The sequence below is a fragment of the Embleya sp. NPDC005971 genome (assembly GCF_040629175.1).
Lineage (GTDB): Bacteria > Actinomycetota > Actinomycetes > Streptomycetales > Streptomycetaceae > Embleya.
This window is the reverse complement of the sequence record NZ_JBEXUX010000037.1, coordinates 22,767-46,717: the sequence shown is the minus strand read 5'-3', so window position 1 is coordinate 46,717 and position 23,951 is coordinate 22,767. Positions and strand designations below refer to the sequence as shown.

Annotated in this window: 16 protein-coding genes and 1 pseudogene; 2 read left to right on the top strand and 15 right to left on the bottom strand. The window is 71.0% G+C overall.

Going from position 1 to position 23,951, the window contains the following annotated elements:
• Positions 1-83 precede the first annotated feature (83 nt).
• The 3 genes from ABZ374_RS28805 to ABZ374_RS28795 all read right to left on the bottom strand — a co-directional run bounded on the left by ABZ374_RS28805 (position 84) and on the right by ABZ374_RS28795 (position 1,504).
• Positions 84-569, bottom strand: a complete 486-nt coding sequence (locus ABZ374_RS28805; RefSeq protein WP_360316178.1) for a hypothetical protein — start codon at positions 567-569, stop codon at positions 84-86.
• A 9-nt stretch (positions 570-578) separates the two neighbouring features.
• Positions 579-824, bottom strand: coding sequence for a DUF2283 domain-containing protein (locus tag ABZ374_RS28800; protein ID WP_360316175.1), 246 nt, complete (start codon positions 822-824; stop codon positions 579-581).
• Positions 825-961: 137 nt separating this feature from the next.
• Positions 962-1,504 (bottom strand): hypothetical protein, encoded by a 543-nt coding sequence (locus ABZ374_RS28795; RefSeq protein ID WP_360316173.1) that lies wholly within the window; start codon positions 1,502-1,504, stop codon positions 962-964.
• 600 nt (positions 1,505-2,104) lie between these two features.
• Between ABZ374_RS28795 and ABZ374_RS28790 the strand changes: the two genes are divergently transcribed.
• Positions 2,105-3,613 carry a DUF4246 domain-containing protein gene (locus ABZ374_RS28790; protein ID WP_360316170.1) on the top strand — a complete coding sequence of 503 codons (1,509 nt, stop codon included), beginning with the start codon at positions 2,105-2,107 and terminating at the stop codon, positions 3,611-3,613.
• Positions 3,614-3,882: 269 nt separating this feature from the next.
• Positions 3,883-5,013, top strand: a complete 1,131-nt coding sequence (locus tag ABZ374_RS28785) for a class I SAM-dependent methyltransferase (RefSeq protein ID WP_360316167.1) — start codon at positions 3,883-3,885, stop codon at positions 5,011-5,013.
• Between the two features lie 89 nt (positions 5,014-5,102).
• Here the strand turns inward: ABZ374_RS28785 and ABZ374_RS28780 are convergent, their stop codons facing one another.
• The 12 genes and pseudogenes from ABZ374_RS28780 to ABZ374_RS28725 form a co-directional block, all read right to left on the bottom strand.
• Positions 5,103-6,170, bottom strand: coding sequence for an SMP-30/gluconolactonase/LRE family protein (locus ABZ374_RS28780; protein ID WP_360316164.1), 1,068 nt, complete (start codon positions 6,168-6,170; stop codon positions 5,103-5,105).
• A gap of 346 nt (positions 6,171-6,516) precedes the next feature.
• Positions 6,517-11,139, bottom strand: coding sequence for a hypothetical protein (locus tag ABZ374_RS28775; RefSeq protein ID WP_360316161.1), 4,623 nt, complete (start codon positions 11,137-11,139; stop codon positions 6,517-6,519).
• Between the two features lie 232 nt (positions 11,140-11,371).
• Positions 11,372-12,907, bottom strand: a pseudogene (locus tag ABZ374_RS28770) (M4 family metallopeptidase); the annotation flags it as partial.
• A 796-nt stretch (positions 12,908-13,703) separates the two neighbouring features.
• Positions 13,704-14,522 (bottom strand): ABC transporter ATP-binding protein, encoded by an 819-nt coding sequence (locus ABZ374_RS28765; protein ID WP_360316158.1) that lies wholly within the window; start codon positions 14,520-14,522, stop codon positions 13,704-13,706.
• Complete coding sequence (locus ABZ374_RS28760; RefSeq protein WP_360316303.1) at positions 14,515-15,462, bottom strand: ABC transporter ATP-binding protein; 948 nt, start codon at positions 15,460-15,462, stop codon at positions 14,515-14,517. Before ABZ374_RS28760 ends, ABZ374_RS28765 begins: the two co-directional genes overlap by 8 nt.
• Before the next feature lie 95 nt (positions 15,463-15,557).
• On the bottom strand, positions 15,558-16,415 hold the full coding sequence (locus ABZ374_RS28755) for an ABC transporter permease (RefSeq protein WP_360316155.1): 858 nt from the start codon (positions 16,413-16,415) through the stop codon (positions 15,558-15,560).
• Positions 16,412-17,374 carry an ABC transporter permease gene (locus ABZ374_RS28750; RefSeq protein ID WP_360316152.1) on the bottom strand — a complete coding sequence of 321 codons (963 nt, stop codon included), beginning with the start codon at positions 17,372-17,374 and terminating at the stop codon, positions 16,412-16,414. The genes ABZ374_RS28755 and ABZ374_RS28750 overlap by 4 nt, the downstream gene beginning before the upstream one ends.
• Complete coding sequence (locus ABZ374_RS28745) at positions 17,371-19,032, bottom strand: ABC transporter substrate-binding protein (protein ID WP_360316149.1); 1,662 nt, start codon at positions 19,030-19,032, stop codon at positions 17,371-17,373. The genes ABZ374_RS28750 and ABZ374_RS28745 overlap by 4 nt, the downstream gene beginning before the upstream one ends.
• A gap of 19 nt (positions 19,033-19,051) precedes the next feature.
• Positions 19,052-20,059, bottom strand: coding sequence for an agmatine deiminase family protein (locus ABZ374_RS28740; RefSeq protein WP_360316146.1), 1,008 nt, complete (start codon positions 20,057-20,059; stop codon positions 19,052-19,054).
• Between the two features lie 94 nt (positions 20,060-20,153).
• Entirely contained in the window at positions 20,154-21,866 is a 1,713-nt protein-coding gene (locus ABZ374_RS28735) for an urease subunit alpha (RefSeq protein WP_360316143.1), read from the bottom strand.
• Complete coding sequence (gene ureA / locus ABZ374_RS28730) at positions 21,863-22,582, bottom strand: urease subunit gamma (protein ID WP_360316140.1); 720 nt, start codon at positions 22,580-22,582, stop codon at positions 21,863-21,865. Before ureA ends, ABZ374_RS28735 begins: the two co-directional genes overlap by 4 nt.
• Positions 22,583-22,750: 168 nt before the next feature.
• A complete protein-coding gene (locus ABZ374_RS28725) occupies positions 22,751-23,926 on the bottom strand; it encodes an agmatine deiminase family protein (RefSeq protein ID WP_360316137.1) in 1,176 nt (391 codons plus the stop codon).
• Between the last annotated feature and the right edge of the window lie 25 nt (positions 23,927-23,951).

Genomic DNA, 23,951 nt, shown 5'->3' with positions numbered 1-23,951 from the left:
CCACCCGACGCCGATCACACGGATCACCACGAGCCGGGTCGGTCTCCACATCCACCCTGGGCTGCCCGGAAGGACAGCGCACCTCACAAGTCCACGACGTCCAGGTCGCCTTCGGTGGTGACGACCACCATCCATGATCGATCTTCAGCCAGAAAATAGTGGTGCTCCGGCACTTCGAGCAGCGCAGTCACCACCTCGGACGCACCATCGTCGGTAAAGCGCACGCCGTAGGGCGAGATTCCATCCCCGGCGTGCTCGACGAATGAACCCGGTCGCATCCGTCGGCACACTTCCCCGACAGCCATCGACGCAAGCTGCAGGTCATCGTCGACTTCCCAATGCGCATGTTCACCCTGCACATTACGCCAGTCGATCTTGCTTCCCGTCACCGGAAAATTGAGTTCCAGCCAGTCGAAGGCAGCCGACGTATCCGTGCGCTCCAGACCATCGAGCGGCGATGCCGCATACACCGTCTCTTCCCAGTAGTTACCGGCCGTCATGTGCACCGTCTCCGCACCGGATTCGGTCACCGTCTCCCCGGAGGCGGGGCACGGGAGGGCATCGGCCATTGAAGCCTCTCATTCGCCCTCCACGTCGAGTCGCTTCGCTGACTCGAGCATGTATTGGGGCAGCTTTGAACTGGCCCCCAGCACCTCGATACCAACGAGGCGCCCGGTCTCATCGAAGTCGAGGTTGATCATTCCCTCGACCTCGACCGGGTCACACGGATACATGCGCGCCACCTTCGGACGCGCTTGCGGATGGACGAAGTAGACGTATGCCGCATCCGCCTTCCGATCGTAGGTAACTCTGACATTCGCCATGGTCAGCGTCCTCCCTGGAGGCGGTTGGATGTATGCCCGGTCCACATTCGTCCGGCCGGCCCGGGACCGGGCCGGCCGGGGCTTGGGCGCGGAGGGCGCGTCGAAGTGCGGACTCGCCCGTGCGCGGCGCGTCGGTGTCAGGGGCAGGCGATGTGTACCTCGTCCCCCTTCGCGTCCGCCTCGGCGCTCGGCGCGCCGTTCAACGTGGTGCTCGCGACGTCGTAACTGCCGTTCTGCCATTCACTGGAGGCCTTGCTCATCGCCTCGGCGTTGGCTTGGTACAGGTCCCGCCATTCCTGCAACGGTCGCGCCTCGTTCGGGTCGGTCGGCAGGGCGACGCCCTTGATCCGCGTCGTCAGCGCCGCAAGTTCCGTACTCGCCTGGGACAGGCTCAGGCCGACCGCGTCCAGGTCCTGATCGGCGACGGCCTGGTTGAGTTCGGTGACCCGTCGGGTGATGCCGTCGAGCTTGTCGCCACAGATCTTGTTGACCGTCTCGACGTACGTCGCACCCGTCTGCGCCGGCTTGTCGTCGCCCCTGGGGCCCGAATCCCCGCCGGCACGCGGGTTGTTGTCCCCTCCCCCACTCCCGCCGCCCGTCACGTCGAACGGGCCGATGCCCAGCGCGATCAGCACGCTGACCACGGTCGCGAGCGTACCCACCAGCGTGAGGACCAGCATGAGCCTGCCGTGTCCCTCCTCACGTCCGGGTCCGCGCCCGGACGGCGACGGCATCTGCTGCGGATACGACTGATGGGGCTGTTCCTGTCGGTAACGCATTCTGTCTCCGGATCCCCCGCGTTTCCCAAAGCTTCGATACCCGGCGCACGGGCGCCGGGTGGACTTCGGGTCGTGCCGGATCCCGCCCCAGTCGTCCGCAGGGCCCCCCTCGCGGAAACCGCCGACTGGATCGGGTCCCCCCGCTCCGACCCCTGTGTGGGGTGTTCGCATCGTCGACCCGGGCCGAGGCCCGATCGACGTCGATGTCCCGATGGACGGCACCGCACCGGTGGCGGTTCCCGAAGCGGGCCCTGGGAGATCACGACGAGGGATTACCATCGGCGCGAGCCCGGCCGCGGACGCCCGAACCGGGACATGGCGCCGATATGCGGCTCCGCCGGAACACGAGCCGGATCTCCGGCGGGACCGGGACGGGACCGGAATCGGTGGATGGGGGAGGGAACGGCCGTGCCGGTGGCGGCCGATGGCTTCCCGGCCGCCGTGTCCGTCCGCTGAAGTATGCTTCCCGCCGCCGCACACCGACTGTGAGGACCGAGAGAATTGACCGGCCTGTCCGCTTTCCCGCTGCCCTTTCTGGCCTCCCGTCCCATATCGTTCGCAACACCCCGAACGCTGCGGGAACTTCAGATGATGCAGTGCAGCTCACACATTCGGGCCAAGCCCGGGTGGTTCGACAAGATGCACGATGCCGACATCGTCGCCAGGTGGACGCGAGAAGCGGTCGCCCAGGGCCTGACCGAGGCGCAGGTTCGCTACGTGCTCGCCGAACTCCTGCATTACGCCGCGCTGCGGGACGAACGCACCGGCGTCGAGGTGTCCACCGTCGACGGGGTGTGGCAGTCGGACACACTGGTCGACGACGAGCTCGCGTCCCGGCTGCGCGCGGCGGTTCGGGTTCTGGAACAGGTCCCCGAAGCGGAACAGGACTGGCACCCCGGATCCGACGGCCAGGTGCTGGATCTGGTTCACCCCTCACTGTTCTGCCTGGTGAAAAACGTGAGCGGTGCGCCCGAACGGGCCTGGCACAACCCGACGGACCGCTACTCGAAGTACGAATTCTCGGAGAAATACCAGTGGTTGCCCACGGACGTCGACGTCAGTGACGGCGGCGATGTCGCCTTCCGTTCGTACGTCAACAACGTCCATCCCGTGAAGCATCGCGAACTGGCCGCCGTCCTACCGGACTTGTTCGCACGCATGCGCCCGCTGCTGGAGAACGTGCTCACCGATCTGCGCCATCCGCGGCCCGTGCGGATCGAGGCCGATCCTTACGGGTGGTACGACTCCGAGCCGGAGCACCCGAACAAATCCTCCTACGCTGACGACGAGGCCTACGCGGAAGCCCTCCGTGTCTGGGAAAGGGCCCAGGACGACTGGTGGGAGAACCGCCGTCCGGTCATCCCGGACGCCCCGGCCTTCACTCCGCCCGAATTGCCCGACGCATCCGCCCGCGTCGACCTGCGTGGCCGCCGTCTCCAGATCATCGTCAAGCTCGCCACCATTCGGCTCACCCCGGACAAGCCCGAGTACCCCGGCGGTTCCTGGCATGTCGAGGGGATGATGAACGAGCGGATCGTTTCGACCGGCATCTACTACTGGGACAGCGAGAACATCACCGAAAGCCGGCTGAGTTTCCGGGCGGCACTCGACGACCCGAACTACGAACAGAACGACGACAACGGCCTGCGTGACATCTACGGCCTGGAGGACGAAGACGCGCTGAACCTGGTGTTGGGATCGACCTCGACCCCGGCGGGCCGCTGCCTGGCGTTCCCGAACATCCTGCAACACCGCGTCGACTCCTTCCGCCTCGCGGACCCCAGCCGCCCGGGGCATCGCAAAATTCTCGCGTTCTTCCTGGTCGACCCGTCGAAAAGGATCGTCTCGACGTCCGATGTGCCACCGCAACAACCATGGTCCGACACCTCGACCATGACGCTGGAACAGGCCAGGAAGCACCGCGAACAACTCATGCGGGAACGCAAGTTCTTCGTCGACGAACACAACGAGCAGCTCTACGAACGCGAGTTCTCCCTCTGCGAGCACTGAACCTCTCGAACCGGTGGAGTGGGGAACCACTCCACCCCCAGGCGGGGTTGTCCGCGGTGAGAGGAGTATGCGAACCTCTTACGTCATCTCCGAAAGGGCTGGTCATGACACTCGGCATGGTTCTCGGCGACTCCTCTCGCGCTTCGACGCGGGAGCGGTGCCCCGACCTGCCCTGACCTACGCGCCCGTGCTGCCGCACGGGCCGTTCGCCCTGCTCCTCGTCGAAGTGCTCTTCGTGCCCTTGCACGTTCGATCACGAGGAGTACGTGGTGTCCACCATCCACTGGACCGAGACGAACACGCCCCGTTCCGCCCGCTGGCACTCCGAGAGCGCGACATCGGCTCCCGGCCGGGTCGTCGGCGCGGACGACCGCATGAAAGCCGACGACGCCTACCGACTCGCCTGCGAAGGCACCGCGTTGTTGTGGCGGGGCGACTTCCGGCACGCACGTCGACTGCTGCAGGCGATGGGCCGCCGCATCGACCGCAAGCCCGCACGGCCAGGCGACAGCCCGGCCGAGACCTTCCACCTGCATCGCCGGGCCCGCGGCCACCGGGCCCGGGTGCTGGGCAAACTCCTCGTTCTGCTGGACGAGGGCCACCGCCTGAATCTGCGCGGCGCACCCGATGTGCGCCGGGCATGCACCGAGGCGTACGGTGCGCCGGCCGAACCGATGGTTGTCTCGCTCACGGAACTGCTGGGCGTGATCGGAGCGCATCAGTGGCGCACGAAGGGAGTCGAGGTACCGGCCCTCGACGCTCGCATTCACCCGCACTACGGAGTGTTCTCCCCGGTCCGGGGCGAATACGTCGACCTCGTCGCACGTGCGCCACTCCCCACACCCGGCCGTCGCCCGGGCCGGCGTACCGCATTCGATCTCGGCACGGGAACGGGAGTGCTCGCCGCCGTCCTGGTCCGCCGGGGAATCGACCACGTCGTGGCCACCGACATCGGCCCGCGGGCCCTGGCCTGCGCGCGCGAGAACGTCCGCCGACTGCACTTCACCGGGCACATCGACGTCGTGGGCCCCGGCCTCTTCCCGGACGGGAGAGCGGACCTCGTGGTCTGCAACCCGCCCTGGATTCCGGCCCGACCCACCTCCGCCGTGGAGCAGGGTGTCTACGACCCGGGCAGCGGCATGCGCCGCGACTTCCTGGACGGACTCACCGCGCATCTCGAACCGGGAGGTGAAGGGTGGCTCGTCCTGTCGGACCTGGCCGAGCACCTCGGGCTCAGGACGCGCAGCGAACTTCTCGCCGACATCGAGGCTGCGGGCCTGCACGTGCTGGACCGGATCGACACCCGGCCCCGGCATCCACGCGCGCGGAACACCGCCGACCCTCTGCACGCCGCCCGGGCCGCGGAAGTCACTTCGCTTTGGCGTCTCGCCGGCGAGTGACGTTCCGTGCCGATTCCCCGGGGGCGAGCGGACCGAGACTTCGGCCATCGCCTCCGGGGGTCCTCGGGGCCGCCGACCGGGTGCGCCACCTACCGGGCCGAAGAGGAGGCGAGCACGACGATGTCGTCCTCGTGCAGGCTGCCGGCGACCACCGTGCCCTCGTGCTCCGCGACGCCGGTGACGAAGCCGTACGAGACGTCGTCGGCCCGCAGATCGTGCACGACGCGCGCGTCGAGGTCGAAGGCCATCACCCAGGCGACGGGTGTGGCCTTGGGCCGTAGGGCCTCGGGCAGGTTCCACAGCAGGACACGCGGGAGCCCGGGCAGGGGCAACAGCCGGTCCAGCAGCGCGTTGCGGGGTGCGGCGATCGACACCCAGACCAGCCCGTCGCTGCCCAGGCTCATGTTGTCGGGCAGGCCGGCGAGGTTCTCCACGAACGGCTCGTCGGTTCCGGCCTTCGGGCCGGTGAGCCAGTGGCGGCTGATCCGGTACCCGGCGGTCTCGGCCACCAGCAGGTGTGAGGCGTCCGGGGCGAGGACGAGTCCGTTGGCGAACTTGAGACCGTCGCGCAGCACGGTGACGGTGCCGTCGCGGTCTCGGCGGCAGAGCAGGCCGGTACAGGAGTGCTCGACGATGTCGCCGAGGTAGTGCTCCAGGTCCCAGCGGCGGGTGGACACGGTGAACCAGACGGTTTCGTCCGGGCCTTCGACGACGTTGCTTGCGAACGTGAGCGGCCGCCCCGCGATGGTGTCGACCAGCACCCGGACCGACCCGTCGGCGGACATCCGCAGCAGACCCCGGTCGTGGTCGCAGATCAGGATGCCGCCGTCGGCGGCCGGTGCCAATCCCAGCGGACGGCCACCGGTGTTGCCCACCACCGTGCGGGTTCCGGCGGCGGGATCGATACGCACGATGCTGCCGTCGCCGAGGCCGGTCAGCAGGCCGCCCTGCCTGTCGAAGATCACGTCCTCGGGACCGTGACCGCCGGTGCCGATGCGGCGGGCGACGACGAGACGGCCGGTGAGGGGTGTACGCCCGGCGTCGGCGGGGGCGCGGGGCGGAGTCCAGCGGCGAGGCGAGATGAGGCGGCGGTCGGTGCCGGCGGGAACACGCATCGGCTCGTAGGGCGACGCGGTCGGCGAGTCGGGCGAGATCACGCGACGATTGTGCTGCCCCGAAGCACCCGACCGTCGACGGCACGCCGTTTGCGATCGCGGAACGACAAGACCGAGGCGCATCGCATACGCGCCACCTTGGCCGGCGAGCAAATTCGCGCCGCCGGCCCGCTGTTGCGGCCTGAGGCACCTCCCGCGCGCCACACCGCTGCTTCTCGCCCCATGGAGAGTCGCCACCCCCCGACCGAACGTCGCACCGGCGGTGGTGTGTCCCGTTGCCGGGCGCGGATGCGTGCGTTCGAGTCGGTGAGGGTAGCGATTCGACCTTGCGCGTTCGGGTGGGACATGGCGCGTGGTCGTCGGCTGCGGTCTCGGCGGCTGTACGGGGCTACTCGGTGCGGGTCAGGAGGTTGTGGATGGTCGAGGTGGGCGACTCCGGGGACCAGGTGGGGTCTTGGCCGGTCAGGGCCGCGTAGATCCGGGGCCATCGGGTTTTGGGGGTCAGGAGGGATTCGATTTCGGTTAGGGCTTCCCGGCCCGCGCTGTGGATTCGGGCGGGGGCTTCGATGCGTCGGGTGGACTCGGCTGTCCAGCGCAGGATGGTGGCGGCGCCGCGGGCCCGGTGGACCAGGTCTCGTCCGGTCAGGTGGCCCCTGGTGACCAGGTCGTCCAGGTGGGTGTACCAGGTGGCATCGCCGAGGGCGTCCTGGCCGGAGGAGATCCAGGCGAGGGCGTGTGCGGGGCTGAGGAGGGCGGAGCGGCGGGCGGAGCGGACGTCGACCGGGCCGAGTTCGAGCAGCCTCGCGGGGGATTCCCGCTGGATAACCAGGCGGCTCAGCACTTCGCGGGGGAAGGGCTCTCGTTCGTGCTCGGCCAGGATCAGGTCCCAGTCCTGGATGTAGGGCAGGTCCAGTGCCTCGTCGGCGTCGGCCGCCCCGGAGCAACGGCGCAGCTTCGCGACCAACTTGTCGCCGCCGCGCTCGCGGTCGATGCGGGCGGTGAGCGCCGCGTCGGGGTCGGGCTCGGTGAGTGCCTTGGCCACCACCCGTCCGGCCGCGGCACCGAGTACGCCCTCCTCGACCAACGCGCCGATCCGGTCCGCGCCGCCGTACCGCAGCAGGCCGCGGACCCCGACGAGCCGGTCCGGCAGCGAGGCTTTCCGGCTCAGTTGGCGCAGCGCGTGCTCGACGATCCCCGGGTCGGCCGCCTCCACCTTCAGGCGCAGCGCGGGCAGAAGGGAGGCGGTGGGCCGGTGCTCCGCCAGCAATCGGGCGCGCAGCTCCGCGTCGAGCGGAAGCAGGTCGTCGGGGCTGGTCGCCGGCCGACCCTGTGGCACCCGGGAGAGCACCACACGTCGGATCGAGGCGCCCTCGTCGTCCAACGGGGGGCCGTACAGATCACTGTTGAGTTCGGGGTCGTCGAGACGCAACAGGCGCTTCAGGACCGCCGGGCTCTCACTGTGGGTGGCGACGATCCGGAGCGCGGCATGGTCGTTCGCGATGAACGGGTACTCGTCCAGTGCGGGCGACGGGTGCTCGACGTGCCGCGCGTACGCCCACAGCGAGGGGTAGGCGTGCGGGCCGAGCCGGGGCAGGATCGCGGCCAGCGCCTCGGGCGACGCGTGCAGCAGCAGGTCGCCGGCCGGCCAGTGCCAGGCGCGCCGCACCCGCCACTCGGCCTCGTGCGCCACTGCGGCCTCGATCGTGTGGGGGGATTCGAGACGCTGCCAGGCGGCCTCCCGGTCCTCGTCCTCGACGGCTGGCAACTCCGGTTTCGTGGAAAGGACTTCGGTGAGCGGACGGTTCGCCTCGGTGCCCATCGCGATCAGCGCGCGCAACCACCGGTCCGGGTCCACGCCCAGCCGATCCGCCACCAGCGCGTCGACCGCCCGGTTGATCGGGCCCGCCACGACCCGGAACCGCCACTTCCGGGGCAGCGGGGTCAGCGCCCGCGCCGGGAGGATGCCGAGCAGGTCGGTGGGCCCGACGATGCCGTGTCGGTAGGCGCCCTCGGCGAGGAACTCGCCGCCACCGCCGCGTCCCTCGCCGAAGTACTCGTGGATCCAACGCAGCCACATACCCGGCTCGGCCGGATCCGGCCAGGTGTCCCGGGACGGATACTGCGCGGGCCGCCCGGCCAGCCTGCCGGCCACGATCGCGGCGAGCCGCTTCGCCGTCGGCTCCGCCAAGCCGTTGTTCTCGCCCAGCGCCGCCAGCACCTCCGGCTCGCCCAGGTCGATCAGGTCGTTGGCGACCGATTCGTCCAACACCCGACGTGCCAGGGCCACCCGCGGCTCGACCGACTCGCTCGCGAAACACGCCTCGTAGAGCCAGCTCGGATATTCGTAGCCGGGCGCGTCGAACGTCGAGAGCGAGGCCAGGGCGGCGAGCACGGCCGGATCGTCGGGCACCGGCGCGGCCTCGGGATCGCCCTCGACCACACCGGCCTGCGTGCGCAGCAGGTGTACCGCGACCAGGTGCGAGGTGCGGTCCGGCTCGGTCGGCCGATTCGGGCCTTGGTGCCCGGTCTCCGCCACCGGGTCCGCGGCGGCCGGCACCGACGCGGTCGGCGCGGTCTCGGCCGCCTCGACCCGGGCTCGCGCGAGCGCGGCGGCGTCGGCCCGGGCCACCTCCTCGGCGTCCGGTCGGGGGCCCGCCGCCTGCCCGGCCAGCGTGACCAGTTCGGCGAGCGACCCGTCGAATCCGTCGACGAGGCCCACCGCGATCGCCAACGCCTCGGTGTGGCCCGCGAGATGATCCCGCGTCAGTTCGGCGAGCCGGGCTCGCATCGGGGCCACGACCAGGGTCGGGCTCAGCCGCTTGATACTCGCGATGACCGCGTGCCCGGGATGGGCGACGTCCACCAGGTGGACCGGGTCGAGCAGGCCGTGCTCGACGGCCGCGTTGGCCCAGTCCTCGTGCCGGTCGAACGCCTTGGTACGCAGCCACTCCTGCGGCGCGATGTCGATCGCGCGACGCCCGTATTCGCGCAGGAAGTTGACCGACTCCAGTTGCAACGAGGCCCGGTCCGCGTCGGTGGCGTCCTCGTGTCGGATCAGGTCGTCCAGCGCCTCGTACGCGAACGGTTCCGCCCGGTTGGCCGCCATCAGCAGCGGGAAGTCGTGTGCGTACGGCTCGTGCACCAGGTCGCGCACGGTGGTGCGACTGGTCCGGGTCTGGAAGCGGTGCGGCAACGTGGCCGGGTCGTCGTACGGCTCGCCGCTCGCACGCAGGTCGGCCAGGCCGTCCTCGGCCTTGAGCGCGGCCTCCACCCGCTTGCGGATCTGTGTGGCGGTGCCGTTGCCGGCGGCGGCCAGCAACTCTTCGACGCCGTCCGGGCCGTGCCGTTCCCAAACCTTGATGTACGCGTACTGCTGGGCGATCTTGCGGCAGCCGAACTCCAGGGCCCGCGCCGCCAGTTGGGGTTCGCCACAGGCCACGAGCGGGAGCAGGGTACGGCGATCGCCCCCGGCCTGCAGTTCCTTGCACAGACCCGGATCCAGCGGCACGCGACGGGCGATGGTGCGGCGCAGCGACGGGGTCGAGCGCATGCTCATGTACGCGACGGCGTCCACCGCCGGGACCTGCTTGGCGACCAGTCGGGCCAGTTCGCGGACGTCCAAGCCGATGTTGCGAGCCATCGCCTCCCAGGCCCGCGGGTCGGTGGAGGTGATCGCCGCCTCGTGTACGCGCTGCGGCAGCGAGCCGCTGGAGAGCAGGTCGCGGACCAACGCGTCGGGCAGCGCGGGCAACAGCTCACGCAGGTCGTCCGGGTCGGTCGAGGTGAGCAGGTATCGGTAGGGCTTGGTCAGGGTCGGCGGCGGGCCGCCGACCGGGTCCGCCGGCGCGGTGAGGGTGCCCGCCTCGATCTCGGCCAACAACGCGGGCAGCGCCGCGCGATGCCGGGGCAGCGTGGCCCGCAGCGTGTGCCAGCGGTCGGCATGCGCGCCGAGGTGCCGGTGCAGCAGATCGCGCAGCTCGGCGTGGTCCGGGAGTTCGAGCAGGGTGGCCACGGCGGTACGGGCGGGGGTCACCTCGTGGATGATCCGTGCCACGTCGGCGGGCTTGGCCCAGTCGCGGGTGAGCGCGGCGATTCGGGCCAGCGCGGAGTGCCTGGGCGTATCGATCGCCGCGCGCAGCACGGCCGGCGTCGGCCGGGCCACCGGGCCGACCGCCGTGGGATACGCGGCGTAGAGCGCGACGAGCAGGTCCTCCGGAGTGTCGACGTCGGCCGCCAGCACCGCGGCGATCGCCTCCGGCAGCGGCTCCTCCCGATGCGCTTCGGTCACCGCGGCCCAGTCGACCGTACGCCGCCAGATCGTCGGCCGGATGCCGGACCGCAATTCGGCGATCAGCCCGACGGCCCCCTCGGCTTCGGCGACCGCGGCCACCAGGTCCGCGTCGGCCGTCCCCGCGAGCGCGCCGACCTCGGGCCGCACGTGCCGCACCGCCTCGGGCAACAACGCGTCCCCGCCGAACCGTTGCAGCGAGAGCAGCCCCCTCAGTTCCTCCGCGACCGTCAGCGTCCCGGCACACACCCGCAACGCGTGCGCGACCAAATCCGGCCGATCGGCGACCACCGCCGCGCCCAGTCGGCGCTGCGACGCGGATTCGGCGGGCAGCGCGAGCAGTTCGGTGTGCAACGCGGCCAACGGATGCGGTTCCCCGCCGTATCGGCCCGGTGTGAGCACCACCCGGCGCATCCACGCGGTTGCCTCGGGGTGTGCGTACACGATGCGATCGACGACGGGGTCGGGCTGTGCCAACAGCGCGCCCAGATCGACCGCGGTCAGTGCCGGCCCGTTGGCGGCGACGGCTCGCCGGACCCACGGATCGGGGTCGAGGGTCGCCGCCGAGCGCAGGCTCGGGGCGAGTTGCCCGTCGCCGAGCAGCGTGGCGATCACCTCGTCGCCGATGCGACGGCGAACCCGACCGAGGTCGCCGACCGCGGCTCCTTCGAACAACAGCCCCACCAGTCGAGCCTTGTTCGTGACCTGAACTCCCGACACCACGCGCCCCCACACTCACCCTGTTCGGCTTCCGGATTCCGGGTTCCACCCCATCACAACGGCCCGACATCGGGACTGTCGACCCGACCACATCCGGCTGCGCACGATCGTGAGCGAAGACCTCCGTCGGAGCGTGCCGTCGGTGCCGGCCGGCGGCTCGGCGAACGAGGCCGCGGCGGGGGCCGCGGCCTCGTCGAAGGACCGGATGCCTATCGTGGTGCGTTGGGCATCACGGGCAGGTCGGGTCACCGGGCTGGGCCGGGACGCTCACCGCGTTCCAGGCGGCCTTGGTCTTGTTGAACAGGCCGCAGGTGGAGTCGAGCGCCTTGGCGGACTTCAGGGTCGCGGTGCGGTACTTCTTGTAGGTCATGCCGCTCGTCTTGAGCAGCATGCCGCCGTAGAAGATCTTGCCCGCGGTCTGGATGCCGGTGCCCGTGAGCTGCGTGTTGTTGCAGGTCGGGCTGGTGGGCTTGCCGCCACCGGGGTTCGTGCCCTCGGCGAGCAGGTAGAACCAGTGGTTCAGCGGCCCGGCCGCCGCGTGGGTCTCGGTGCCCGGGATCGAAGAGCTGTAGCAGTTCGGGTTGTTGCCGACCAGCGAGGGGTTGTACATGTTGCGGATCGGACCGTTGCCGACCAGGTTGACCGTCTCGCCGACCAGGTAGTCCGGGCGGTCGTAGGGCGACGGCTCGTTGGTGTACGCCTCGGTGAGCGCGCCGAAGATGTCGCCGGTGCCTTCACCCAGGCCCGCCTCGGTACCGGCGCCGCCGGGGGTGAACTGGTCTATGCCGTGCCCGAATTCGTGGCCCACGACGTCCATGGACGCGATCCACTGGTTGCCCTGGTTGTGGCCGATCTGGATCTGCGAACCGGTCCAGTAGGCATTGATCGCGGGGAGCCCGACACGTACCGGCCAGCTTCCGCCGGTGCCGTTGTGACCGTTGCGACCGAGCCAGTCGCGGAGCATGTTCCATTGCTTCTGGCCGGCCCACAGGGCGTCGACGCAGCCGGTCTCCTTGCTGGTGGCGTTGCCGTTGCCCCAGGTGTCGGTGGCCTTGGTGAAGACGCCGGCGCTGTAGTCGGCGCAGGACAGGCCGGGCCGAGTGGTGTCGATCGTCTTGTAGCTGCCGGCGCTGCCGCTGGTGTTGATCGTCAGCGGATTGGGGCCGTTCCACTGGCTGGTGCCGGAGCCGCCCTTGACGTCGTCGTAGGAGTCGAGCAGTTGCCCCGAGCGGGCGTCGACGAAGACGTGCAGCCGGCTGGGCGCGGTTTCGGTGCTGCCGATCAGCACCGTCTCCCAGGCCAGGTTCGCGGAACTCTCCTTGACGCGTACGACCAGGCGTCGCGACTCGACCTTGTCGACGACCTTGAGTCGCGAACGCGAGACGTTCTCGGCCGCCCCCTTGCCCACGGTCGGCTTGACGGGGACGTTGATCCGCAGATCGGTGGCCGACTCGGCGGCCCGGACGGTGCCGCTGCCGTCGGCCAGCACCGCGGCGCTCCCGCCGACCACGGGCAGCCCGCGGTAGGTGCGCTCGTAGGCCACGGAGTACAGGTCGTCGACCCACGGGGTCACCTGCTGCCGCACGTAGCTCTCGTCGGGGCCCTTGGCCAGGACGTCCAGGCCGCCCGCGGTGGCCCGGTCGGCGGCGGCCACCGCCGCCGCCAGACCCGGTGCGGGGGGCGGAGTCGCCGCGTTCGACTGGGAGGTACCGACCACGAGGCCGGCGAGTAAGGCCAGGACTGACCCGACCGTCACCGTGCTGCGTTTCATCGAGGCTCCTTCGATAGAGGACAAACCTCGACCACGAGTCCGGTCTCGTCGGTCGGCTCCGCGGGGTGAGCGGGACCGACCGTCGCGTGCGCCGGGTTCGTGCCCGAGCGAACGAAACGCTCACACGGGCACAAGTCGATGGTCAACGAATGTGATCGGCCCGGCACATTCTGTCAACAACGCCATCCGCGCACCCGCCGAGCGCCGCGGGCGATCCGCTCTCCGCCCCGGCAACCAGGCGCCCGCGAAAGGGAGTTGGCGCAAGAGGAGATCCGGACGCGGCCATCCGTCCCGATCGGTCGAAGGCGGATCCGGCTCGGCCGGTGCCACGCCGCGTCCGCACTGTCCGGAAACAGGCGACGTCGTCGGTCCGCCACGTTCCTGCCTCCGGACGACGGGTCCGCCGCCGATCCCCGGGTGTCGGTCCGCTGCTCGCGCCCGCCCCACGGGGGAGCCGTAGGCGGTGTGAGCAGGTCGGACAACGGGCGCGCGGGAGCACGACGGCGCGAATTCGTGGCCGTCGGCGGTGGGGTCGGCGCCGCCGCGGACACCGATCTCCCCGATCCCGTCGAGGATTTCGTCGGCGGCGTGCCGCGCGCACACGTCCGAGAGGCCGGATTCGACGCCCGTGCCCGGGAGCGCCGCGTGGGCGGACTCCGCCCACGCGGAGGCCGGCGCGAACTGCCCTACGGATACGGCCCGCGTCCCTCCGAGACGTCCGCGTGCAACGCGGGGTCGAGGAACTGGCCCGGTCAAGGCATAGCCGGCCGCCCGACGAACAGCCGCGCCGACGGCGTCATGTGGTCGGCTCCGTGGCCTGGAGTGCGCGGCGGGCCGTGCCGATGGCGTGGGGGTTCCAGCCGGGGCGGGGGACGGAGGCCATGAGCAGGCGGGTGTAGGCGTGGTTCGGGAGGGCCAGGACGTCGGCGGTGCGGCCGGATTCGACGACCCGGCCGCGGCGCATGACGATGACGTCGTCGGTGACGCAGCGGACCACGCCGAGGTCGTGGGTGATGAAGAGGTAGCCGATCCGGGTCTGCTCGCGGATGTCCGCGAGCAGGTTGAGGATCTGTGCCTGTACCGACACGTCGAGCGCGGCGACCGCCTCGTCGAGGACGAGGATGGTCGGTTCGACGGCGAGTGCCCGGGCGATGGCGACGCGTTGCCGCTGTCCGCCGGAGAGTTCGCGAGGGAGCGCGTCGGCGGCTCGGGTGCCCAGACCGACCTGGTCGAGGAGTTCGCGGATCCGCGGGGCCGGGTCGGTGCCGGGCTTGTGCAGTTTGAGCGTCTCGCGGAGCACGGCCTCGACGCCGGTGCGCGGGTCGAGCGAGAGGTACGGGTCCTGGAAGACCATTTGGATCTGCCGGGCGCGGGCCAGGCGTTCGGTACGGCCGCGGGGCTGCGCCGTCCGGTCCTGCCCGCGGACGCGGACGTGCCCGGCGTCGGCGCGGTCCAACCCGACGATGATCCGGGCGGTCGTGGTCTTCCCGGAGCCGGACTCGCCGACGATCCCCAGCGAGCCTCCGTCCGGGAGCGTGAAGGAGACGTCGTCGACGGCGCGCACGTCGCCGAACGTGCGGCACAGTCCGCGGACTTCGAGGAGGGGGTCAGGCATCGCCGCGGGTCCCTTCGAGACGGTCGCTGTGGTGGCAGCCGGCGGTGTGCGCGGGCTCGCCGGGTGCGGGCGTGCGCCGGGGCGCCTCGACGGTGCAGACCTCGTCCGCGTGTGCGCAGCGCGGCGCGAACGGGCAACCGGTCAGTTCCCGGCGCAGGTCCGGGGGTTGCCCGTCGATGGCGGCGAGTCGGCCCCGCGGGGCGTCCAGGTCGGGCGTGGAGTCCAGCAGCGCCTTGGTGTAGGGGTGACGGGGCCGTGCGAACACCGATGCGGCGGGCCCGGTTTCGGCGATCCGGCCCGCGTACATGACGTAGACGCGGTCGCTGATCGCCGCCGCCAGACCCAGGTCGTGGGTCACGAACAACAACCCCGTGCCGAATCGTGCGCGCAGGTCGCCAAGCAACGCGACGACCTCGGCCTGGGTGGTCACATCCAGCGCGGTGGTCGGCTCGTCGGCCAGCAGCAGGGCCGGGTCGCCCATCAGGGCGGCGGCGATCATCACCCGTTGCAGCATGCCGCCGGACAGTTCGCCGGGATGGCGGCGCAGCGCGTCGGCGGTCAGGCCGACGGCTTCCAGGAGTTCGACGGCGCGGGCGTTCGCGGCGGCGGGGGTCATGATCTTGTTGAGCCGCACGCTCTCGGTGAGGAAGTCGTCGATGCGGCGCAGCGGGTTGATGGCGGCGCGGGGGTCCTGGAAGATCATGGCCGCGGTCCGGGTGCGCAGGCGGCGCAGTTCTCGGGCGTTCATGGTCAGCACGTCGTCGCCCGCCACGTGCACGGTGCCCTCGGTGGTCGCGCCGCCGGGGAGCAGGCGCAGCACGGTGCGCGAGGTGAGTGTCTTGCCGGAGCCGGATTCGCCGACCAGGGCCACGGTTTCGCCGGCGCCGACGGTCAGGTCGACGCCGTCCAGGACCGGGCGGGCGGTGCGCGGCAGGCGCATGCGCAGTCCGCGGATGTCCAGGGCCGCAGGCGGGGTGTCCGCGGCCCGTTCGGCCGCGGGCCGCGGCGTGCCTGCGGGGTTGTGCTTCGTGGTGTTCATCGGTTCCTCCCGGCGACCTCGTCGGCCCAGCGTTCGCCGACCACGTTGAACGCGACGACGGTCAACACGATCACCAGGCACGGGACGATCGCGGACAGCGGATAGCCGCTCTGGATCGCGGACTTGCCGTCGAAGACCATGCGTCCCCAGTCCGGGGTGAGGGCGGGTACGCCCAGGCCGAGGAAGGACAGGCCGGCCAGGTCGATCAGCGCGTAGCCGAAGTTGACGGTGCATTGGGCCAGGACGACGGGGGCGATGTTGGGGACCACGTGCCGCAGGCAGATGTCGGTGCCCGAGTGGCCCTGGACCCGATAGGCGGCCACGTACGGGCGTTCGCGTTCGGCCAGCACCAGGGAGCGGGCCAGTCGGGCGACATAGGGCACGTAGGCGATCGACAGCGCGACCACCGGGGCGAGGAGCCCTTCGCCGTATACCGACGTGAACAGGATGGCGAGCAGCAGTCCGGGGAAGGCCAGCGTCAGTTCGGTGGTACGCGACAACACCGAGTCCGTCCATCCGCCCCGCCAGCCGGCGATGACGCCGACGGCGCCGCCGGCGATCGTGGACAGGACCACGACGCCGAGCGGGCCGAGGAGCGAGGTGCGGGCGCCGACCACGAGCCGGGACAGGGTGTCCCGGCCGGCCGCGTCGACGCCGAGCAGGTGGTCGCCGGACGGCGCCCCGAGGGCGCCGCCCAGTTCCACGGTGTTCGGGCCGTACGGGGCGATCCACGGCGCGAGCAGGGCGACCGTGACGACGAGCCCGACGAAGCCGGCGCTCACCGCGTACAGGGGACTGTGTCCGGCCGCGCGCAGCCGCGCGAGTCCGGGGCGGCGGGTCAGGGTCGTGCTCATGCGGTGGCCCTCGTTCCCAGAGTGATCCGCGGGTCGACGACGGGCAGCAGCAGGTCGATGATCAGGTTCACGGTCATGAACAGCCCGACGATGATGAGGGAGATGGCCTGGACGACGGGGAAGTCCTTGGTGGTGGAGGAGAGTTCGAGGAGCTGGCCGACGCCGCCGACGCTGAACGCGGTCTCGACCAGGACGGTGCACACCAGCAGGCTGGAGACGATCAGCCCGCCGGTGGTCAACACCGCGCCGAGCGCGTTGCGGAAGACGTGGCGGCTGATCACGTGCCGTTCGGGCACACCTCGGCTGCGGGCCACCGCGACGTGTTCGGAGCCCAGTTCCTCCAGCATGGCGCTGCGGGTCACCCGGGCGAGCATCCCGACCAGGTAGAGCGCGAGCGCGATGGCCGGCAGCGTCGAATGCCACAACATGGCGCCGATGCCGTCGCCGCTGCCGCTCCCGCCGGAAGGAAACCAGCCGAGTTCGACCGCGAAGAGGCCCTGGAGCAGGATGGCCGCGACGAACGCCGGGGTGCCGATCGCGAAGGTGGTGCCCACCAGGATCGTCGAGTCGGTCGCGCCGCCGCGCACCGCACCGGCCCAGCCGAGCGCGAGCCCGAGCACCACCACGATGACCAGGGCCATGCCGACCAGCAGCAGGGTGGTGGGCAGTCGGGACGACAGGAGGTGGGACACGTCGGTGCGGTATTCGATCGACCGGCCGAAGTCTCCGTGCAGGATGTTGCCGAGCCAGCGCAGGTACTGCTCGATGAACGGGTCGTTCAGGTGGTACTGCTTGTCGATCGCCGCGAGGGCGGCCGGGGACGCCGACCGCCCTCCCAGCAGGAAACTCGCCGGATTGCCCGGCGCGAGGTACATCGCGCCGAAGACCACGAACGAAGCGCCGAGCAGGGTGGCGGCCATTTCCAACAGCCGCCGGACGGCGAATCTCACGAAGTTCACCCCGCGGCCCCCACATCCGCCGCCCACGGGTAGTACATGTACGAGATCGTCGTCGGCGCGCCGGTGATCCGCTTGTTCAGGAAGACCGTGGACGGCCACTCGGCGATCGGCATCCACAACACCTCGGCCGCGGCCTGCTGTTGGAGTTGCGCCTCCAATGCGAACCGTTGCGCCGGGTCGTAGGTCTCGGTGATCCGCGCGATCAGCGCGTCGTACTCGGCGTTGCTGTAGCCGGCGTGGTTCTGGTAGCCGCCGGTGCGGAAGTTCCGCAGCAGGTCGACCGGGTCGGTGACGGACAGGTAGTACGTCTCGGGGAACATGTCGATGCCCTCGCGGGCCTTGGGGTCGGTGAACAGCGCGGAGAAGGCGTCGGGGGCGATGGTCTTCAGCTCGACCTTCAGGCCGATCCTGGTACCGGCGTCCTGGATCGCGGTGGCGACCAGGGAGACGTCCTGGCCGATCGGGCTGGTGGCGACGGTGACCGTCTTGCCCTTGGCGCCGGCCTGCTCGACGAGCTTTTTGGCCTGCTCGATGTCCTGTGCGTCGGGCGGCAGTCGGTCGAACGCGGCGGCCTGCGCGTCGGCGGGGGCACCCGCCCAGGCCGCGCGCGGGGTGATCGAGCCGGTGGTCTTCCCGTTGCCGGCGAGCGCGGTCCGCACGATCCCGGGGCGGTCCAGGGCCATCGACAGGGCCTTGCGTACCCGCACGTCGGCGAGGGTGCCCCGGATGTTGGTGACGTTGACGTTGAGGGTGCTCAGGCCCTCGCCGAAGTACAGGGTGCCCGCGCCGCTGGTGCGCAGCCGCTCGTAGCTTTCGCTGGGGACCAGGAAGCCGCCGTCGACCTCGCCGCCGAGCATCGCGTTGGTGCGCGCCGAGGCGTCGGTGAGGAACTTGAACTCGACGGTCCCGGCCTTGGCCTTGGCGCCTCGGTAGTCGTCGAAGCGCTCCAGTTTGAGGGATTGGCCCTTGGCCCAGTCGCCGAGCTTGTACGGGCCGGTGCAGTCGAGGCCACCGGTGGTGCCGTAGTCCTTGCCGGCGGCCTCGACGCCCTTCCTGCTCGCCACCACGCCGGCGGCGGTGGCCATGAGCTGGGGGAAGAGGGAGTCGGCCTGCTTGAGCTTGACGGTGACCCGGAGCGGTCCGGTGGCGGTGACGGTGTCGACGTTCTCGAACGAATCGGCCCACGCGGCCCCCAGGTCGGGGTTCATCTGCCGGCCGAGGCTGTAGACGACGTCGTCGGCGGTCATCACCGAGCCGTCGTGGAACTTCACGCCGGGCCGCAGGTCGTAGACCCACGTGGTGGGGTCCGGGTTGGACGCCTTCTCCGCCAGGCCCGGTTCCATGGTCAGTTGCGGGGTCCAACGCATCAGGCTCTCGCAGACGTTGGACAACACCGTGTTCTGCGGGTAGTCGAACGCCGCGATGTAGTCCAGGGTCAGCGGTTCGGCGTACAGCGCCCAGCGGAACGAGCCGATGTCGCCCTTGGCCGGCGGAGTGCCCGGGGACAGTTGGTAGTTCGCGGCCTGTCGGGCCGGGTCGTGCTTGGGCGGCCCGGAGCAGGCCGCGACCAGCGCGAGGGTCGCCGCGGCGGCTGCGGGCAGCGCGACTCGGCGCAGTCGCCGCGCTCTTCCGAGGGGATTGGATCCGGGTGTCTTCATCGGAGGATTCCTTCGGCGATCATCGGGTGTGCGTGGCGGGGACCTGCTGGGTGATGCAGTGCACGCCGCCGCCGCCGAACGCGACGGTGCGGGTCGGGACCCCGACGACCTTGCGGTCGGGGAAGGCGGCCTGGATCACGGCGAGCGCGTCCGCGTCCTGCGGGTGGTCGGCGACCGGCACGACCACGCCGCCGTTGGCGATGTAGAAGTTGAGGTAGCAGACCTCGATCCGCTGCCCGCCCCACTCGACGAACGCGGCCTGGGGGACGTCGACGATCTCGAACGGCCGCCCCTGGGCGTCCGTGGACGCCGCCAGCACCGCGTGGTTCGCACGCAGGCGCACGTAGTCGGGGTGCTCGGGGTCGGCGGGCAGGTGCACGATGACCTTGCCGGGTTCGGTGAACGCGCAGACACCGTCGACGTGCCCGTCGGTCTCGGTGTCGAGGAGCCCGCCGTAGGGCAGCCAGATGATCTTGGTGACGCCCAGGCGGGCCTTGAGTTCGGCCTCGATCTCGGCGCGGGTCATCCCGGGGTTGCGGTTGGGGTGCAGCAGGCACTGCTCGGTGGTGATGAGCGTGCCTTCGCCGTCGACGGTGATGGCGCCGCCTTCGAGAATCATCCGGGAGTCGATTCGCGGGTCGCCGAGCACGTCGATCAGGGCCGCGGCGATCCTGTCGTCGGCGTCCCACGGGTGGTGCTTGCCGCCCCACGCGTTGAACCGGAAGTCGACGCCGGACCGCGAACCGGCCTCGTCGAGCACGAATATCGGACCGGAGTCGCGGAACCACGAGTCGTCGATCGGGAGTTCGATGATCCGGATGTCGGCTCCGCAGAGTTCGCGAGCCTCCTGTGCGGCGCCGGGCACGGTGACCATGGTGACGGGCTCGAACTCGGCGATGGCGCGCGCGACGGCGGCGTGCTCGCGCTTGGCGTGGTCGAACATGTCGCCCCACAGGTCGGGCCGGGTGGGCCAGGCCATGAGGCAGGCGTCGTGGGGGGTCCACTCGGCGGGCATGCGGTAGGTCACGGGCTTCTCGTTTCGTCGGGTGTGGTGTGGTGTCGGGTGGGCCGCGCGGTGCGCCACGGCGCGGGCCGACGGGACTTCCGGGGATGCCGGAGGTTCAGAGGAAATACAGCCGGTTGAGCGGGACTTCGTCGGCGGCTTCGGAGTGCAGCGGGGCGCCGTCGAGGGTCACCAGGCCGGTCCGGGCGTCCACCTGCACGTGTCCGGTGCGGGCGTTGAGCATCATGTCGGCGGGGCCGATGCCGCGGGTGCCGCGGACGGCGACCCGGCGGCGGCGCGTGGTCATGCCGTCGTACGGCCGGTCGGGCGACCCGGCGTCCGCGGCGGCCCGACTGACGAAGGCCACGGACAGGTCGGCCGGGGTCGCGCCGTGTCCGCCGAACAGCGGCCCCATCACCAGCGGTTGACAGTTGTCGGTGGCGGCGTTCGGGTCGCCCGTGACGCCGTAGGCCGGAAACCCGGACTTGAGGACCATCTGCGGCTTCGCGCCGAAGGTCGCCGGGCGCCACAACACGATGTCGGCGAGCTTGCCGACCTCCAGCGACCCGACTTCGTGGGCGAGGCCGTGCGCGATGGCCGGGTTGATGGTGAGCTTGGCGATGTACCGGAGCACCCGCGCGTTGTCGTGGTCCGGCCCGTCCCCGTCCGCCGGGCCGAACTCGTTCTTCATCTTCCCGGCGAGCGCGAAGGTGCGGCGCACGGTCTCCCCCGCGCGGCCCATGCCCTGGGCGTCCGACGACGTGATGCCGATGACGCCCAGGTCGTGCAGGACGTCCTCGGCACCCATCGTCCCCGCCCGGATGCGGTCGCGTGCCATCGCGGCGTCGCCGGGCAGGTCCGTCTTGAGGCCGTGGACCGAGACGATCATGCCGTAGTGCTCGGCCACGGCGTCACGCCCGAACGGCAGCGTGGGATTGGTGGACGAGCCGATGACGTTGGCGACACCGGCCATCTTCAGGACGTTCGGGACGTGTCCGCCGCCGCAGCCTTCGATGTGGAAGGCGTGGATGGTGCGCCCGTCGAGCACCGAGAGCGTGTCCTCGACCGACAGGCACTCGTTCAACCCGTCGGTGTGCAAGGCCACTTGCACGTCGTGGTCCTCGGCCACCCGCAGCGCGGTGTCGAGCGCTCGGGCATGCGCCCCCATGTCCTCATGCACCTTGAACCCGCACGCCCCGCCTTCGGCGAGCGCTTCGACGAGCGGCGCCGGGTCCGAGGCCGAACCTCGGCCGAGGAAGCCGATGTTCACCGGCCACGCGTCGAACGAGTTGAACGCGTGCCGCAGCGCCCACGGCGAGTTGACCCCGACGCCCCACAGCGGCCCGAACTCCTGGCCGATGATCGTGGTCACGCCCGACGCGAGGGACGCCTCCATGATGCGGGGGCTGAGCAGGTGCACATGCGTGTCGATGGCACCCGCGGTGGCGATCAGGCCCTCGCCGGACACGATCGCGGTGCCGGTGCCCACGACGATGTCCACGCCGTCGAGGGTGTCCGGATTGCCGGCCCGCCCGATCGACGCGATGCGCCCTTCGCGGATGCCGATGGATACCTTGCGGATGCCCTGGACCGCGTCGATCACCACGACGTTGCTGATCACCACATCGCAGGTCTCGCGGACCGTCACGGCCTTGAGGTGCAGGCCGTCGCGGGCGGTCTTGCCGAATCCGGCCAGGAACTCGTCCCCGACGGCCTGTGCGTCGGACTCGACCCGGACCACGAGCCCGGAGTCGCCGAGCCGGATCCGGTCTCCTGCCGAAGGGCCGTGGACCGCCGCGTACTCGCCGGCGTCGAGGGTGTTGCCGCTCACGGGAGTTCCTTTCCGGGCATGGGATCCGGGTCGGCTTCGGCGCCGAGGTAGCCGCAGGCCGCCGCGCGGCGCAGCGCCTCGGCCCTGGCGCCCGGAGCGTCCAGCGCTCCGTCGACCAGGCCGGCGAAGCCGATCGCGACGCGCGCGCCGCCGATCGGCACGAGGCCGACCTCGACGTCGGCGCCGGGGTCGAACCGGGTCGACGCGCCCGCGGGAGCCGCGAGCCGCATGCCGTAGGCGGACCTCCGGTCGAAGTCCAGGCGCGGGTTGGCCTCGAAGAAGTGGAAGTGTGAGGTCACGCTGACCGGCACCGATGCGGTGTTGCGCACGGTGAGCCGCACCACGGGCCGGGGGCCGTCGACGGCCGCGATCGCCGGAATCACGGCACCCGGCGCGGCGTCGCCGTGACCGGGATGGCCGAACGGATCGGTCACCACGGCGAGCCGGGTGCCGTCCCGGAAGACGGCTTCGACGTAGACCTCGGTGACCAGGTCGAGGACGCCGGGCAGCACGTCGTCCGGGCCGAGTACGCACCGGCCGGCCTTGATGGCGTCCGCGAGCCGGTGCCCGGCGCGGGCCGCCTCGCATACGGTGTCGGCGATCAGCGCGGTCGCCTCGGGCATGTTCAGCAGCAACCCGGCGGCCTGCCGACGGCGCGCGAGTTCGGCTGCGTTGAACAACAGCAGCCGGTCGCGCTCGGTCGGGGTCAACTGCACGGTCTCTCCTGGTGGTTCGGGGCGTGCCGGGGCATGTCTCGGATCCCCCGGGCGCCGCGGTGCGAGCGCGGCGAGGGGGCCGCAGGGCGGACGCCGGGCGTCGCGGTGCCCGGTGGTGGATCGAGGACACGCCCCGGGCGGGGCAGGCCGATGGTGCTCCCCGGCCGCCTACTTGGGCGCGGGCGCGGCCGGTTGGTCGTGGGTGGCGCAGTGGATGCCGCCGCCGCCGGCGGCGATGGCGTCGATCGGGACCGGCACGATCTCGCGGCCGGGGAAGTGCTCGCGCAGGATCTGCTGCGCCCGGTCGTCCGCGCGCTTGTCGCCGAAGCGCGGCACGAACAGCGCGCCGTTGGCCACATAGAAGTTGGCGTAGCTGGAGACGAAGGCGTCGCCGCGGCCGGTGATCAGGTCCGGATCGGGTTGCGGGAGGTCGACGACCCGAAATCGTTTGCCCTGTGCGTCGACCTCGTTCTCGAGCACGGAACGGGCCTGGGCACCGGCCCGCGACCAGGAGTCCGCGGGGTTGTCGGGGAACGCGGTGTCCAGCAGGACCGCGCCGGACGCGGTGTACCGGACCAGGCAGTCGACGTGCGCGTCGGTGATGTCCTCGCCCCGGACACCCGCGAACCAGACGACGCGCGTGACGCCGAGCGTCTCCTTGAGTTCGTCCTCCACCTGCTGTCGGCTCTTGCCGCGGTTGCGGTTGTCGTTGACCACCGAGCTCTCGGTGACCAACAGCGTGCCGCGGCCGTCGGTCTCGAACGAGCCGCCTTCGGCGACCAGGGGGGCTTGCCGGCGGGAGATGCCGTAGTGCGTGAGGACGCCGCGCGCGACCCGGGCGTCGTTGCCGTGCCGTTGCTTGTTCCCCCAGCCGTTGAAGTTGAAGTCCACGCCGGTGACCGCGCCGCCGTCCTCGACGAACACCGGGACGATGTCCCGCGCCCACAGGTCGTCGACGGGGATGGCCAGGACCTCGGTGTCGCTACCGCAGGCGTTCTGCGCGGCGGCCTGTTGGTCTGCGCCGGCCAGGACCACGACCGGCTCGTACTCGGCGACCGCCCGGGCCAGCCGGGCGATGTCCTGGCGTACCGCGGGCAGGTCGGTGCCCCAGATTCCGGCGGAGGCGGGCCAGGCCATGAACGTGCGCTCGTGCCGGTCCCATTCGGCGCCGAATCGCCGTTTCGCGGGTGTGCCCGACCCGCCACCCGGAGTTTCGGCGCCGGTCCCCCGACCGGGTGGATCGGACGCGGCGTCCTCGGTACAGGCGGTGGCGCCGAGGGCGACGGCACCGGCGGCGAGCAGGCCGCGCAGGAGGGCACGACGGGAGGGGAGGGCAGCGGACACGGGGAACTCCGGGTGGGGGTGGTGC

Bases quoted from the DNA above. Each gene is read 5' to 3' on its own strand.
- ABZ374_RS28805 (WP_360316178.1), bottom strand. From the start codon at position 569: ATGGCCGATGCCCTCCCGTGCCCCGCCTCCGGGGAGACGGTGACCGAA.
- ABZ374_RS28800 (WP_360316175.1), bottom strand. From the start codon at position 824: ATGGCGAATGTCAGAGTTACCTACGATCGGAAGGCGGATGCGGCATAC.
- ABZ374_RS28795 (WP_360316173.1), bottom strand. From the start codon at position 1,504: ATGCTGGTCCTCACGCTGGTGGGTACGCTCGCGACCGTGGTCAGCGTG.
- ABZ374_RS28765 (WP_360316158.1), bottom strand. From the start codon at position 14,522: ATGCCTGACCCCCTCCTCGAAGTCCGCGGACTGTGCCGCACGTTCGGC.
- ABZ374_RS28760 (WP_360316303.1), bottom strand. From the start codon at position 15,462: ATGCGCCTGCCGCGCACCGCCCGCCCGGTCCTGGACGGCGTCGACCTG.
- ABZ374_RS28755 (WP_360316155.1), bottom strand. From the start codon at position 16,415: ATGAGCACGACCCTGACCCGCCGCCCCGGACTCGCGCGGCTGCGCGCG.
- ABZ374_RS28745 (WP_360316149.1), bottom strand. From the start codon at position 19,032: ATGAAGACACCCGGATCCAATCCCCTCGGAAGAGCGCGGCGACTGCGC.